This is a genomic window from Pseudomonas sp. NKUCC02_KPG (assembly GCF_019345465.1).
GTDB lineage: Bacteria > Pseudomonadota > Gammaproteobacteria > Pseudomonadales > Pseudomonadaceae > Aquipseudomonas.
Genome location: NZ_JAHKRC010000002.1, coordinates 326915 through 340808 on the forward strand (window position 1 = coordinate 326915; position 13894 = coordinate 340808).

The 13894-nt window shown below is 57.3% G+C and carries 14 protein-coding genes and 2 pseudogenes; 3 read left to right on the forward strand and 13 right to left on the reverse strand.

Annotated features, from left to right (window positions below):
• Positions 1–55: 55 nt before the first annotated feature.
• Both KO536_RS04415 and KO536_RS04420 read right to left on the reverse strand, forming a co-directional pair.
• Positions 56–424: a type II toxin-antitoxin system HigA family antitoxin gene (locus KO536_RS04415; RefSeq protein ID WP_219261226.1), complete on the reverse strand. Its 369-nt coding sequence runs from the start codon at positions 422–424 to the stop codon at positions 56–58.
• A gap of 3 nt (positions 425–427) precedes the next feature.
• Positions 428–568 (reverse strand): annotated as a pseudogene (locus KO536_RS04420) (type II toxin-antitoxin system HigB family toxin); the annotation flags it as partial.
• A gap of 186 nt (positions 569–754) precedes the next feature.
• On the opposite strand from KO536_RS04420, the gene crcB (KO536_RS04425) reads away from it, so the two are divergent.
• Both crcB (KO536_RS04425) and crcB (KO536_RS04430) read left to right on the forward strand, forming a co-directional pair.
• The gene (gene crcB, locus KO536_RS04425; RefSeq protein WP_133077595.1) at positions 755–1135 is read left to right on the forward strand and encodes a fluoride efflux transporter CrcB; all 381 of its coding nucleotides are present in this window, start codon (positions 755–757) and stop codon (positions 1133–1135) included.
• A 16-nt stretch (positions 1136–1151) separates the two neighbouring features.
• A complete protein-coding gene (gene crcB / locus KO536_RS04430) occupies positions 1152–1553 on the forward strand; it encodes a fluoride efflux transporter CrcB (protein ID WP_133077596.1) in 402 nt (133 codons plus the stop codon).
• Between the two features lie 65 nt (positions 1554–1618).
• On the opposite strand, the gene kch is transcribed toward crcB (KO536_RS04430), so the two are convergent.
• From kch to KO536_RS04485, 11 genes and pseudogenes are all read right to left on the reverse strand, one after another.
• Positions 1619–2794 carry a voltage-gated potassium channel protein gene (gene kch / locus KO536_RS04435; protein WP_219261227.1) on the reverse strand — a complete coding sequence of 392 codons (1176 nt, stop codon included), beginning with the start codon at positions 2792–2794 and terminating at the stop codon, positions 1619–1621.
• 89 nt (positions 2795–2883) lie between these two features.
• Positions 2884–3942, reverse strand: a complete 1059-nt coding sequence (locus KO536_RS04440) for a HoxN/HupN/NixA family nickel/cobalt transporter (protein ID WP_219261228.1) — start codon at positions 3940–3942, stop codon at positions 2884–2886.
• A gap of 26 nt (positions 3943–3968) precedes the next feature.
• Positions 3969–4949 carry an urea transporter gene (yut, locus tag KO536_RS04445; protein WP_219261229.1) on the reverse strand — a complete coding sequence of 327 codons (981 nt, stop codon included), beginning with the start codon at positions 4947–4949 and terminating at the stop codon, positions 3969–3971.
• A 207-nt stretch (positions 4950–5156) separates the two neighbouring features.
• The gene (locus KO536_RS04450; RefSeq protein WP_133077600.1) at positions 5157–6119 is read right to left on the reverse strand and encodes an urease accessory protein UreD; all 963 of its coding nucleotides are present in this window, start codon (positions 6117–6119) and stop codon (positions 5157–5159) included.
• Positions 6116–6763, reverse strand: coding sequence for an urease accessory protein UreG (gene ureG, locus KO536_RS04455; RefSeq protein WP_019828475.1), 648 nt, complete (start codon positions 6761–6763; stop codon positions 6116–6118). Before ureG ends, KO536_RS04450 begins: the two co-directional genes overlap by 4 nt.
• 65 nt (positions 6764–6828) lie before the next feature.
• Positions 6829–7515 (reverse strand): urease accessory protein UreF, encoded by a 687-nt coding sequence (locus tag KO536_RS04460; RefSeq protein WP_133077601.1) that lies wholly within the window; start codon positions 7513–7515, stop codon positions 6829–6831.
• 21 nt (positions 7516–7536) lie between these two features.
• On the reverse strand, positions 7537–8208 hold the full coding sequence (gene ureE / locus KO536_RS04465; protein ID WP_133077602.1) for an urease accessory protein UreE: 672 nt from the start codon (positions 8206–8208) through the stop codon (positions 7537–7539).
• Positions 8209–8290: 82 nt separating this feature from the next.
• Complete coding sequence (locus KO536_RS04470; protein WP_219261230.1) at positions 8291–10009, reverse strand: urease subunit alpha; 1719 nt, start codon at positions 10007–10009, stop codon at positions 8291–8293.
• Between the two features lie 195 nt (positions 10010–10204).
• Positions 10205–10495: pseudogene (locus tag KO536_RS24495) on the reverse strand (urease subunit beta); the annotation flags it as partial.
• Between the two features lie 164 nt (positions 10496–10659).
• Positions 10660–10962, reverse strand: coding sequence for an urease subunit gamma (locus KO536_RS04480; RefSeq protein ID WP_016781195.1), 303 nt, complete (start codon positions 10960–10962; stop codon positions 10660–10662).
• Positions 10963–11483: 521 nt separating this feature from the next.
• Entirely contained in the window at positions 11484–12584 is a 1101-nt protein-coding gene (locus tag KO536_RS04485) for an FUSC family protein (RefSeq protein WP_219261232.1), read from the reverse strand.
• Between the two features lie 317 nt (positions 12585–12901).
• Between KO536_RS04485 and KO536_RS04490 the strand changes: the two genes are divergently transcribed.
• Positions 12902–13810 carry a LysR family transcriptional regulator gene (locus KO536_RS04490; RefSeq protein WP_219261233.1) on the forward strand — a complete coding sequence of 303 codons (909 nt, stop codon included), beginning with the start codon at positions 12902–12904 and terminating at the stop codon, positions 13808–13810.
• The last annotated feature ends 84 nt before the right edge of the window (positions 13811–13894 follow it).

The following is a 13894-nucleotide window of genomic DNA, read 5'->3' on the forward strand; positions in this document are numbered from 1 at the left end:
CTTTTCATCGCAATCGCCTGTATTTAAACCACCGGGCTGACGGGATACCTGGCGGCTAGGGTTTTGCCGGCCTGATCAAACTCTCTGCCGGGATGCCAAACATCTCATGCAGTTTCCAGATCATGGGCAGCGTCAGCGCCCGCTTGCCATTGAGCACCTCGTAAACCCGGTTCTGCCTGCCGATAGCGGGCACCAGGTCGGCAGGTGACAGCCCGGACTGCTCCATCCTGAAGCGTATGGCCTCTATCGGGTTGGGCAGGTCCATCGGGAAGTGCTTCGCTTCATAGGCTTCAATCAAGGTAATAATGACATCGAGGTAGTCGCCCTGCGGGGTACCTGGTTCCGGCTCATTGTCGAACAGAGGGGAAACAGCCTTCAGGGCGTCCTGGTAGTCTTGTTCAGTACGGATTGGGCGAATATTCATGGGTTACTCCAGTTCAACGGTATCGGCATCAATGGCGTCGTACTGTTTATGGGTGCCGACGAACTTGATGTAAAGGGCGCTGAAGCGGTAAGCCACCGCGACCACGAGCCGATACTCATTACCTTTGATGTTGAAAACGACTCTGCCGGTGGGACTTTAGCAAGTGACTTCCATTTCAAAGCGGCTATTCAAATACCAAGCAACTCCCGTAAATGCCAGGCACAAAGTTCAAGAAAGTGTGTGGTGCCCCTCATGCTCCAAATCACGTGCCGCCTGGTATTTCTGAACTAGAGTTCCCCTCACTTACCAACAGACACGAGAGGGACTTTCATGACTGCGCTGGATGTTTTTTGGGTCGGGCTGGGGGGCGGGCTGGGGTCGTTGCTGCGCTGGTGGATCGGACTGCGGGTGGGGCAGTTGTATAAGGGCTCCTTGCCCCTGGGCACGTTTTTGATCAACGTCAGCGGCGCCTTTGTCATCGGTTACTTGAGCATCCTGTTTACCGTGGACTGGCGTGACCGCTATGGCGACTTCCTGAGTGCTGCCGTGCTCACCGGTATTCTTGGCGGCTACACCACGTTCAGCAGCATGCAGCTCGATGCTTCCAAGCTGGCCAAGGCCAGGGACCGTGCATGGGCGGCAGGTTATCTGATCATCTCGGTACTGGTCGGTCTGGCCGCCGCCGCATTCGGCGCCTGGCTGGCGCGCTGACACAGGAGCAAACACCATGTTGAACATGATTATTCTGATTTTCGTCGGCGGCGCGTTTGGCGCCATGTGCCGCGAATTTGTCATGCTGTCGGTGCCGCGCCTGGCCGACGGTTTTCCGATGGATATTTTTGTCGTCAATATCGTCGCCGCCTTCCTGCTGGGAGTGGCTACGTCGCTGTTCAAGAGCAACCGGATCAATCAATACGTACACGTGATGGTCGGCACCGGGATCATGGGCGGGTTGTCCACGTTCTCCAGCTTCGTGTTCGGCGCCGTCGAAATGATGAAAGACCCAAGCGGTGTATTTGTCTCCCTCTGCTATCTGGTACTCAGCCTGGTAATCGGCTTTGTCGCCGTTGAGCTGGGCCTGGTTGCCGGAGCAAAGGTCACGCCGCTACCCGCATCAGACAACCCGTAACCAAGGTTGCAACGGCCATGAAAAAGCCCTCGTCAGAGGGCTTTTTTTGTATCCAGGCCAAAGGCTCAGGCCAGTGATGTACACTTGCCGAAGAACATCTCGGTGATCAGGTCATTGTTGATCTCATCACCCTGCAATGTGCGCACCAGCAGCTCACTGCCCAGCAACGGCAGCGACAGCACCATGGTCGGGTTGACGCGTTTGACCTTGGGCATGTTCCGCGTTTCGTTGACCAGCGCGATGATCTGGGTGTCATCCCCCGCAACTTCCTTGGCCGCCAGAATGGTGAACACGTTTTCGGCGTCGCTGTCGCACAGGGTCACGATGTATTTGGCGTCCTCGGCACCGGCCATTTTCAGGGTTGAAGCAGCCGATGGATCACCTTCGATAATGTCGGCCTTTTCGGGCAAGTCGTGCTGACTGCCGGTGGCGCACACGACCGTGACGTGCTCGCCGCGATCGGTCAGGCCTTTGTAGACGTTTTGTGCCAGTGAACCGACGCCGACGAGGATGTAGTGATTTTTACGGGCCATGTGGGTAATCCTGCCTTTAACGATTCGTTGGATGTTGTTGCTGATCAGCGGGCCGGCAATGGACGCCACCGAGATCGCGAAGATGGTGATGCCCAGGATGATCACCGTCAGGGTGAAAAACCGCGCATCGGTGGTATGGGGCACGATGTCGCCAAACCCAACGGTCGACATCACCACAATGGCGAAGTAGAACGCTGACGGCAGGTCGGTGACGGGGGGAGCGAATCCTTCACCGATGTAGAGTGTGCCCAGGGTGCTGTAGACGATCAGCGAGGCGATGCTGACCACTGCAAAGAAGCTGCCCGTGGCCAGGCTGTAGTGGTCAAAGCGGCGCCAGTAGAAGACCAGGACCGCAATCGTGAAGAGTGAAAAAAAGGTCACTGCGTCGGTTTTTTTAAGGATGAAAAAATCAACGCAGACGGTGGCTACCAACAGCAATAATGCAAAAAACCAGCTGATACGCGACTTGATCAACAGCCCCAGTGACATCAGTACCAGTACGAAACCCACTACAAAACCGGGGATTTCCAGCAAGGCTAAAAAGCTCAGGGCCTCCTTCCATGAGTCAAACGAGCCGGAGACGGTATTGGCGTGAGCAATGCCACGGTGCAACACCGGCATAAATAATAGAAAGCCATTGATCGCCACCAGCAAAGCGACTCCATAGGCAAAGGAGATACGATTTTTTACGTCCTGTAATAAAGTCATGGCACCTACGACGCGTCTGTTAAGGGGTGAAGGGAGTGTAGGCCAGGTTTTCCTGGCTGCCACACGGGGTCTCGGGTGCTGGGGCTTTTTCAGGTATTGGCTGCCAGTTGGTCATAACCGCGCAGGTAGTAGTTGAGAGCCGAGATCAACCAGCACAGCACAAACATGCCGATGATCCAGTAGCCAATTTCGCCGAAGTTTTCACTGATGGCATTGATCGGCGTCCATATCCCGCCGGTTAGCTCAAGTTTGTCGGCAATCAGTCCCAATGCCTCGACGCCTCCAATGAACAACGCAACCACCACCGAGGCGGCCGTGATGGTGATGTTGTAGTAGAGCTTGCGCACCGGTTTGGAAAACGCCCAGCCGTAGGCACCGATCATCACGAAGTTGTCCAGTGAATCGATCAGGGCCATGCCCACGGCGAACAGTATCGGGAAGACCATGATCGACCACAGGCTGATGCCGTGGGATGCGCTGGTGGCGCTGATGCCCAGCAGGCCGATTTCGGTGGCGGTGTCAAAGCCCAGGCCGAACAGAAAGCCCACCGGGTACATGTGCCAGCTTTTATTGACCAGGTTGAACACCCGGCCAAAGATGCGCGCCATCAGGCCACCTTTGTGGGTGGTGATCAGGTCCAGCTCTTCGGGTGGCAGGCTGTGGCCGGCCTTGACCAGCCTGAACTTCTTGTACACCGAGATCAGGATCACCAGGTTGAGCACGCCGAACAGCAGCAGGAACACCGATGACACCAGGGTGCCGATCAATCCGCCGGTTTCATGGAACCACTCCATGTCGTCCTTGAAAGCCAACGCCGTGACGGCGATGGCAAAGGATGCCAGGACCACGATGGTGGAATGCCCCAGGGAGAACCAGGTGCCTACGGCAATCGGTCGTTTGCCCTGCTGCATCAGTTTGCGGGTGACATTGTCGATGGCTGCGATGTGGTCGGCATCCACGGCGTGGCGCAGGCCGAAGCCGTACGCCAGTAATGCGGTGCCCATCAGTACCGGGTTGTTGCCAAACTCGATAAAGGCCCAGGCCCAGGCGAGGAGGTTGGCCAGAATCAATCCGGCCAGCAGGTAAATGGCACGACGCGTGGTGTTCGACGGTTCGGCATTGACCAGGGGTTGGGCAATCACGGTCATGGGAAGGCTCCGGCAGGGATCGGAAATTATTGGCGGTGGGCCGGCATGACGTCTTTGTTGGGCACCAGGAACAACCAGGAAGCCAGCACAAAGGGCATGGTCAGGGTCGGGATGCCTGCCGGGCCCAATACTGTATTCAAGGCGCCCTGCACAAAGACAGTGAAAATCACCCCGATCACGGTGTAGATCAGTACCCGCCAGCTTGGCTTGTTGAAGGTCGAACCCAGGGCGATGGCCGTCAGCACGGCGCTGAATGCATACAGGCCGTTATTGATACTGCTGTGTTCGGCCTGCAGGACCACGGCGGTCAGGACGGCCAGCAGCGATCCGAGAATGCCGAACACGGCGGCCCACAACGATGACACCGCCAGCCCTGCGAGAAACAGCACGCTGCCAATCACCGTGCTGATCAGGAACACTTCAGAAACACCGTAGAACGTACTTTTGAACAGGTCGATGCCGTCGAACAGACTGGTGTTGTAGGCGACCAGATCATGGGGCAGGTTGGGCACGGGCAGGGAGCTGTTTTCCAGGCCACCAAAGGCATAGCTGGCCAGCAGCATGGTCCAGGTCACCAGTACGAAGGGGGCGGTCAGCGCAGCGACTTTCCAGGTTTTCAGGATGTCGGCGATGCAGATCGTGACGATCACCGAGACCGCGCTGCCCAGGATGATGCACAGCCACAGGATGGGGGTGACGGCAAGAAAGGTCGGCAGGGCGACACCCACCAGGCAGCCGTTATAGCCGTACAGGCCGGCTTTCCAGGAGGTGTGGTCCTTGAGGTGCATGCCGGTGAGGGTTGCCACCACGGTACCCAGTACACTGCCGTAGGCCACTGCCGGATTGCCTTCGGCAAAAGCCCCGACAAAGATCGCGGCAAAGAACAGCAAGCCGGTCAGGGGGTTGTTCTGGAACATGACTTGAGCGCAACCGCGCAGAGTGACGTCGATAAACTCAAGGACGACGTTACCATCCGCCACTTTTGACCACTTGGATGCAGTTTCCATATTGACTCTCCCAATTGTGCATTCGGCCAAGAGCCGTCCTGATATGTCCGGATATTACGTAGCAGCTCCCGTCGGAACGAGGCTGCGTCTGGCGGCGCAGCCGTCGCAAAATCAGGCACTGCGGTGTGCCAGTCAAACCCTGTCCTCAGGGATTACGATGGCTGCGCCGTCGGACGCAGCCTCGTTCCTTCGACAGCTGCTACACAGCTACTTCCACAAAAACTGCGGCTGAAGTGTCAGGCCCAGGATCTCTTCGCGGGCGACTTTCCAGAACTCGCGAATTTGCGCCTTGACCTCACCGCTGTCGTTGCCCAGTACCTTGAAAATCAGCCCGCAGTCGTTCGGCAGGCGGGTAACGCCGCTGGCCAGCCCTGCGCTCATGTCGAAGAGCGCCGGGATGCGCTCCACAATCCGGTCGTGATGCTCCTTGGGCGTGAGCAGCACCACGTTGCCGAACACGTCGAAGGTCTGCATGACACCAATGGCGTCCAGGCTCTCCTTTTTCGGTTCAAGAATGTATTTCTCGACAAACAGTTCGCGGCCCTCAAGGTTTTCAGCGCTCACTCGCGAGGAGTAAACGTCAAAACCGAAACGCTCATCGACATGGTGGTATTTGCGCCCCGACATCAACACTTCGCAGTAGATCGCCGTTGCCGTGGGGTGGATCTTGATCTGGGTGCTGGTGATAAACCGCGCATTGCGATGGGGGATCAGCGGGTCTGGCATAAACTCCAGATAACCGCCTTCCTCGATTCGCAAGTGCTGGATTTGCGTGGCGTAGTTGGCATCCATTGAATGCACTTTGGTCGCTGACTGGGTGGTGACGTGCCCACAGGCACCCACCCCTACATTGACGTCAGTGGCCAGACGGTCGCCCTGCAGCACGCAGCCAGAAGTCGAGATCATGGTCACACAGGGCAGCTCGGGCATCACCTCGTCCCAATACAGGGCCCGCTGCACCAGCGACGGCACGCGCCGCTCCATGTCCGCCAGCACGCTGCGATTGCCGCGCTTTTCAAAACCCAGTCGCAGGTAGCCGCTTTTTCCCACGGCACCGCTTTGCATTTGTGGAGGTTCGTCCTGGTACTGCGACAGCTCCGGCGCATCATTGCCCAGTGCGTGAGCGCGCAGCCGTGACGGAGTGTTCACGATCTGGCTCTGCGCTGTCATGCAGTGACCTCGCTCTTGACCGCCGGTTTTTGGGCGAACAGGAACATGTGCTCGATCATGTCCACCAGTTCTTCAATGCCGTGGCCGGTCTTGCAGTTGGTGAGGATGTACGGACGGTTGCCGCGCACCACCTTGGTGTCGCTCTCCATGACATCCAGGCTGGCGCCGACATAGGGTGCAAGGTCGATCTTGTTGATGATCAGAATGTCTGCCTGCACCAGGCCCGGGCCATTTTTACGCGGAATTTTTTCGCCTTCAGCCACGTCGATCACGTAGATGTAAAAGTCGGCCAGAGCGGGGCTGAAGGTCAGGGTCAGGTTGTCGCCGCCGCTCTCGATCATGATCAGGTCGCTGTCGGGGAACTTCTCTTCCATTTCCTCGACCGCTGCAATGTTCATGCTCGGATCTTCACGCACTGCGGTGTGCGGGCAGGCACCGGTCTCGACACCCAGGATCTTGTCTTCGTCCAGGATCCCTTTGAGGGTGCGCTTTACCTGCTTGGCGTCTTCGGTGGTGACGATGTCGTTGGTGATGATCAATGGCTTGTAGCCACGGTTGATCAGAATCGGAGTGATCACTTCGATGATCGCGGTTTTACCTGAACCGACCGGGCCGCCAATACCAATACGAGTAATCTTTTTCACGGTTATTTCCTTACCAGATAGGGGAGCTGATTGAGCGTCGACCACGTCAACGCAATCCTGGGGTATCAGTTCATGAACAGCCGCACGTGTGCTTTGACGTGAGCGGCGGCGAGCACATCGACGATGGGTACATAGGACGACATCTGTTCGATATCACCGATTTCAGCGATGTCGCAGAAGGCTTCAATGTCGTGGTTGAGTTCGAACAGAATGTGCTGGGTGTCCAGGTGCGTGACCCGCATGAGGCGCATGGCGGCGCTGAGGATGGTCATGGCGACACCGTACTGGTGCATCACCACCACTTCCCTGGCGCCAATGCCCTGCGTCGACATCACCACGGCCTGGGTGACGGGGTAGGTGCCCGCCGCGTTGCCGGCCTTGATCTGCTCCAGCCACCAGCGGACCAAGGGTTTTTCGACGACATGGATCGACATTTCGGCCAGTTTTTTACCCATGCGCGTCGCCATCAACCGGCTTTCTTCGTTGAGCTTGCGGTTATTGACCGCCCAGTCCGCGCGCAGGATCCCGTCGCGGTCTTCCGCGACGCAGGCCCGGTGCGCGGCGACGACGCCCATGCCGTCACAACTGGCCGCTTGTTTGAGCGCCGTGAGGACAAAGCCCTTGAGGGTCGCGACATCGTGAACGATGCCTTTCTGAATGGCGGATTCCACGCCGTTCGAGAACGAAAAGGCACCCACTGGCAATACGGAATCGCCAAACTGCATGATGCGAATTAGATCTGATGCGTTCATCAAAGCGCCTTCTTGCCGGATTCAGTGCTTATGGCTGTGAAACGTATGGCCATTGTCGTGGCTGTGACTGTGCGAGTCGTGACTGTGCAGGCCCTGGATCTTGAGGGCTGCCGCGTCCAGCTTGTCTTGCGGGCTGGCCACGTGAACGTGGGTGTCGGTTTCTTCGGCGCCGCCAAACAGCAGGCGTGCCTCTGAAGTGGTCAGCAGTGGCAGGACTTCAGCACCGCCGACAAAGGCATACGGCAAGTGTTGAAAACCGTGGGTGCGCATCACCGAATCCATCATTTTGGTTTCGACTGTGAGTGGGATGTACACCTCGTTGTGTTTGGTCACGGCTTTCCAGTGCTGGTTGCCCAGGGCATGGCCCAGTTCGAAGCTGGTCTTGATCAGGACGTCCAGGGGTTGCTGTTTGAGTTCCTTGAGATCAATCACCATCACGTCGCGCAGATTCAGTTGCACCACGACGGCGGTGTTGGTGGCGTCATCCCACATCAGCACATCACCGTCGGACAGCACGACGTTGCGCTCCAGTGAGATACCCAGGTCCAGCCCGCCGAGACTGGTGCGCCGGCAGCGGCTTTTTTGCGCTTCACGCTGGTCCAGTACCAGAAGGTCGACATTGGCGCTTTCCAGTTTCTGTTTCCAGTGCGGGTCTTTCTTGGCGTTGCCCAGAATGTGTTCAATCAAAATCACGTCGCAAACTCCTTCCCCGAATCATTTGCCGGGCGTTTGCCGCCGGGGATGAATGCGTCCCCGGCGGCTGCCCGTTCAGACTTTAGCCAAAGAAATAACGCTGGTTCATGGTGGCCACGTCGATGGGTTTGCACGTGGCGTGCACACCGTCGACTTTTACGGCGAAGGTTTCAGGGTCAACTTCGATATGCGGCGTCTGGTCGTTGCGTACCAGGTCTTTCTTGGAGACGGTGCGACAGCCCCGTACTGCCACGACCTGACGTTCCAGCCCGGCTTTTTCTTTCACGCCGTCTTCAAGGGCCGCTTGCGACACGAAGGTCACGCAGGTGTCCTGCACGGTTTTGCCGAACGCGCCAAACATCGGACGGTAGAACACCGGCTGCGGGGTTGGCAGGGAGGCGTTCGGGTCACCCATTGCGGCCCAGTTGATCATGCCGCCCTTGATCACCATCTTCGGCTTGGCACCGAAGAAGCGCGGATCCCAGAGCACCAGGTCGGCCATCTTGCCGACTTCGACCGAGCCCAGCACGTGGCTGATACCTTGGGCCAGGGCCGGGTTGATGGTGATCTTGGCCACGTACCGCAGTACACGGAAGTTGTCGTTGTCGGCACTGTCTTCCGGCAGTTTGCCGCGCGAAGCCTTCATCGCATGGGCGGTCTGCATCACGCGCAACCAGTTTTCACCGACACGGCCCATGGCCTGGGAGTCACTGGAGAACATGGAGATAACGCCCATGTCCTGCAGCACGTTTTCGGCGGCGATGGTTTCCGGGCGTACCCGACTTTCGGCAAACGACACGTCGGCCGGCACGTTCGGGTTGAGGTTGTGACAGACCATGATCATGTCGAACAACTCGGCCTGGCTGTTGACACCATAGGGCAGGGTCGGGTTGGTCGAGCTCGGCAGCACGTTGTTCTGGCTTGCCACCCTGATGATGTCGGGGGCGTGACCGCCACCGGCGCCTTCAGTGTGGAAGGTGTGGATGGTACGACCTTCGAAGGCATCAATGGTGTCTTCGACGTAGCCACATTCGTTGAGACTGTCGGTGTGCACCGACACCTGGACGTCCATTTCATCGGCAGTACGCAGCGCATGGCGTATGGCGTTTGAGGTTGCGCCCCAGTCCTCGTGAACCTTCAGACCGGCGACACCGGCGATGATTTGCTCGGCCAGCGGGTCGCGGCCGAAGGAGTTGCCCTTGCCGAGCATGCCGACGTTGACCGGCAGCCCTTCGAGCGAGCGCAGCATCTGGCGGATGTTCCACGGGCCTGCGGTCACGGTGGTGCCGTTGGTGCCGTCGGTAGGGCCGATGCCGCCGCCGAAGAAGGTGGTCACGCCGTTGGACAGCGCGTGGTAGGCCTGTTGTGGCGAGATCAGGTGAACGTGGGTGTCGATCCCGGCGGCGGTCAGGATCAGGTGCTCACCGGAAATGGCGTCGGTGCTCACACCCACCACCAGGCCGGGGGTCACTCCGCTCATGGTGCCCGGGTTGCCGCTTTTGCCGATACCGACAATCTTGCCGTCACGCACGCCCACGTCGGCTTTGATCACGCCCTGGATCGCGTCGATGATGGTGACGTTGGTGATCACCAGATCCAGCACACCGTTGTCGCGGGTCAGGGTGTTGTCGGCCCCCATGCCGTCTCGCAGGGATTTGCCGCCGCCGTAGACGGATTCTTCGCCGTAACCACGTAAGTCCTTTTCAATCTCGACAAACAGGTTGGTGTCACCCAGGCGGATTTTGTCGCCCGTGGTAGGGCCGAACAGGCCTGCATATTCTTTGCGTGAAATGGTTGGCATCGGTGGCTCCTTTTCTAATGCCGCGCGGGCGTCAATGACTCAACGGCGCGTGTGCAAAATATGAAAATGCTGTGGTTACTTGTCGTTGACGGGCTTGGCAGGCTTGGAGAACTTGAACCCGTGATCGACTGCGCGCTGAATGGCCTGGAGTTTTTCCGGGCGTTCATGGTTGCTGGTCATTTTGTCCGGTGCCCAGCCATCCACCAGGTTGTTGAAGCCGTAAAGGGTTTGCTTGCCACCGTAAGGGATCAGCGGCACCTCAATTTCGTCACCCGGCTCGAAGCGGATAGCGGTGGTGGCTGAAATATTCAGGCGCTTGCCAAAAGCTGCGGCACGATCGAACTCAAGGGCACGGTTGACTTCGAAGAAATGAAAGTGAGAACCGATCTGGATAGGACGGTCACCGGTGTTACGCACTTTGACTTTGGTGACAGGGCGGTCTTCGTTGAAGGTGATCGGTGTGCTGGCGTAAACGGTGCCGCCCAGGGGTACATCGGCCTCATTGCCCTTGTTTACGCCACCTGGATTTTTGGCGTGGGGGATAGTGTGCTTTGGATGGGTATCCTGGTGCGGTCCTGCGGTCTCTTTGGTGCTCATGACTGATTCCTCAAAACGTGGAAGTTTTGCGTTAACCGGGTGTGGAACAGCGGTTACTTGATCGGGTCATGGACCGTGACCAGACGGCTGCCGTCGGTGAAAATCGCCTCAACCTGAACATTGGGAATCAGGTCGCTGACACCTTCCATCACGTCATCTTTGGTCAGCACCTTGCTGGCCTCGGTCATGACATCTTCAACCGACTTGCCGTCCCGCGCGCCTTCCAGTGCGGTCACGGTGATAATTGAAACAGCCTCTGGATAGTTCAATTTCAAGCCGCGAGCCTTGCGCCGGAATGCGACGTCCGAGAGGGTGTAAACCATCAGTTTTTCGACTTCTCTGGGGGTGAGCTGCATAAGCCCTCCTATTTACAGTGCGGTAGGAATTAAAGTTCTGGAGTGCAGGTCAGGCGTGCGCGCATGCCCAACACTCCACACGTCGGGAGCGTGCAAAGGCGGGTTGAGGTTCGGGTGGTTTTTGGGTGCAGGTGGTCGTTTCATAGGCTCAACCGTTCAAATCCATTAATACGGGTGCGAGGCAGAGCCTAGACCATAATTTCCAGCAGGCCAGGCGAAGCAGGAGGGTGGCCAAGAGGGAGTTGACACATGCTGAAATCAATGTTTTTTAATATATTCCGTTATAAAACAAAGGCTTATTTGATTTTTTGTGTGTTCTTGAATCGTGTTTTTTAGCTAAAAAAGCGTTTTCTGAGTACGAAAAAACCTTATCTTTTGTGCTTTAAGTCATCGAAATTGATGTGCGCGCTCGATTAATAGCTGTCCTCAGCGCGCAAGGCAGGGACCTGAATGGCGAGAGCAGCACAGGTGACTTTTGCACTGCGCCCGGTCGACGAACCGTTCAGGTCGATGCCAAAACGCTATTTTTCATTTGGAAGTTTGTCGTTTTTAAACAAGTGCCTATGGGTGTTTTGATAGAGCGCGCTGTGTAGTTGGTCATTGAATTCAGTCAGTTGCCTGAGCATTTCCAGGCTCAGCCAGACATAGGCGTAAAAGGGCGTTTCGCTGATCTTGCCATCAAGGCTCTTGAGAACAAGCTCATGCAAATCGTGGGTTTTCTGGCGCAGTTCGCCACTGATCTGATTGTTTGCGATGCCCAGGCACAATTTGTTCTGGAGTGATTCGAGGGCTTGTGGAATCAGTTGGTGAAGGTCACTCAACGCCGGTTCGCTCTCAATCAGCAGATGGCTCTCGCGCGAAGACCAGTACGCATCGATCATCAGGCTCATGGTCGCCAGCATGTTGCGGTGCAGGGTTTGCACGGCCTCGAACACTTGTGGCTTGAGGTTGGTTTCTTTGCTCGCGGGGGCGATGTAGTTGCGTAACTTGATAATCGCATCCAGTTCATCCTTCAACTGGTCTTCCAGGTCGGGGCGCTCGGCGATCCGGGGGGAGAAGTACGCCGCGTACAGCTCATTGATCTTGCCCAGGCTTTCGCTGAGTTTGATCCGCAGGTCGGTGTAGGCCCGCAGGGGGTAAATGCTGGTATAGAGCATGGCCAGCAAGGAACCTGCCAGTACGTAGCCACTGCGGGTGAGTGCGGACTCCATGTCATTGGGCGGAGCGCAACTGACCACCGCCAGTGTTGCGCCGATCAGCAGGGCCATGTAAGGGTGTTTGCCGAGGGTCAGGTAGCCGGCGATGAACATCATGACGCCGGACCACACCAGCATGAGGGAGAACGAATAGGTTTCCAGGTACAACCCCACCAGCCCCGACAGCGCACCAATGATGGTGCCGCCGGTACGTTGCACGGCCCGGGAGGACACATTGCCCCAATAAGGCTGCGGCCCCATCACAATGAGCATGGTGATCAGGGCATAGGAGGCGCCGTCGAGTTTGAAGTAACGGATGACAACAAAAGTAATCAGGAACGCCAGGCTGATACGGGTGGCATGGATCCAGTGGTTGTATTTGCAGGCCAGTTTTTCCAGATTTGAAATCTTTTTACCCAGCTGCATAGAGTCCCCAATCGTTGTAATGGATTGGGCTGCCAGCGTAGTTCAGGATGGGAGGGTCCACCACTTGGGATGGCTCTGCTTTGGGGCGCAGAGAAATGGCAGGCGTAAAAAAGGCCATTACCTTCATGGGGATCCGGTAATGACCAAAAATTCTCAACCAAAGAGAGCGTCAGGCATCAACCTGACGGGCGGCAATGTATCAAGGTCAAACTTAGTTAGCTAGCTAAGTGTGCGCGAAACTGTTTTACCTGATGCGCAACAATGGTGCATGGCGAGCCGGCTAGGCACGCCAAGCGTTACCCGATAACCTTTGCGCCATGCAAATACCTGACTTGAATCTGCTTGTGACCTTGAACGTCTTGCTCGAAGAAGGCTCGGTGGTGGGCGCTGCCCGGCGCATGAACCTGAGCGCTCCGGCCATGAGCCGCACCTTGACCCGAATTCGTGAAGTCTTGAATGACCCTATTTTGGTGCGTTCAGGCCGTGGGCTTGTCCCCACTCCCAGGGCACTGGAGTTGCGTGAGCAGGTGAGGGGTGTGGTTGAGCTGGCGCACGGTGTGTTCACCCAAAGCCAGAACAGTGATTTACGTGAGCTGGAGCGCACGTTCAGCATTCGCGCCAATGACGTGTTCTTTGGTGTTTATGGCGCAGCGTTGCGTCAGCAAATGGCCCTGGAAATGCCCAAGGCTACGTTGCGGGTCGTGCCTGAGGGGTTTACCGATGATGAGGCGTTGAATGAAGGCCGCATTGACCTGACCATCTGCGCCACCAACCGCTTCAGCTCGGATATCAAGGTGCAAAGATTGTTTACCTGCCCCTTTGTAGGGCTGGCCCGGGAGGGGCATCCGATTTTCGATGAGCCCATTACGGCCGGGCGGTTTGCCGGTTTCGACCATATCAGCGTGTCACGCAGGGGACATGCCCGTGGACCGATCGATACGCTGCTGGCCGAGCTGGGGCTGGAGCGCCGGGTGTCGTTCACTACGCCGACGTTTTACTCGGCGATCTTTGCCTTGACGGGGGGTGATCTGATCTTGCCTTTGATGCCCCAGATGTTGCTCAAAACCCTTGAGCCACTGGGCCTCAAACTGCGTCCGTTCGAGTTGCCGCTCACGTTGCAGCCGGTCGATATCGTCCAGGCCTGGCACCCGCGCCTGGACAACGATCATGCCCATCGCTGGCTGCGTCGCACCCTCAAAACCTTCTGTGACAATGCGCTGACTTAGGGGTTGGCCGCCTTTGTGGGAGCGGGCTTGCTCGCGATTCGGGCAAGCCCGCTCCCACAGGGTGGATGCTCGTAGGCGCAGATT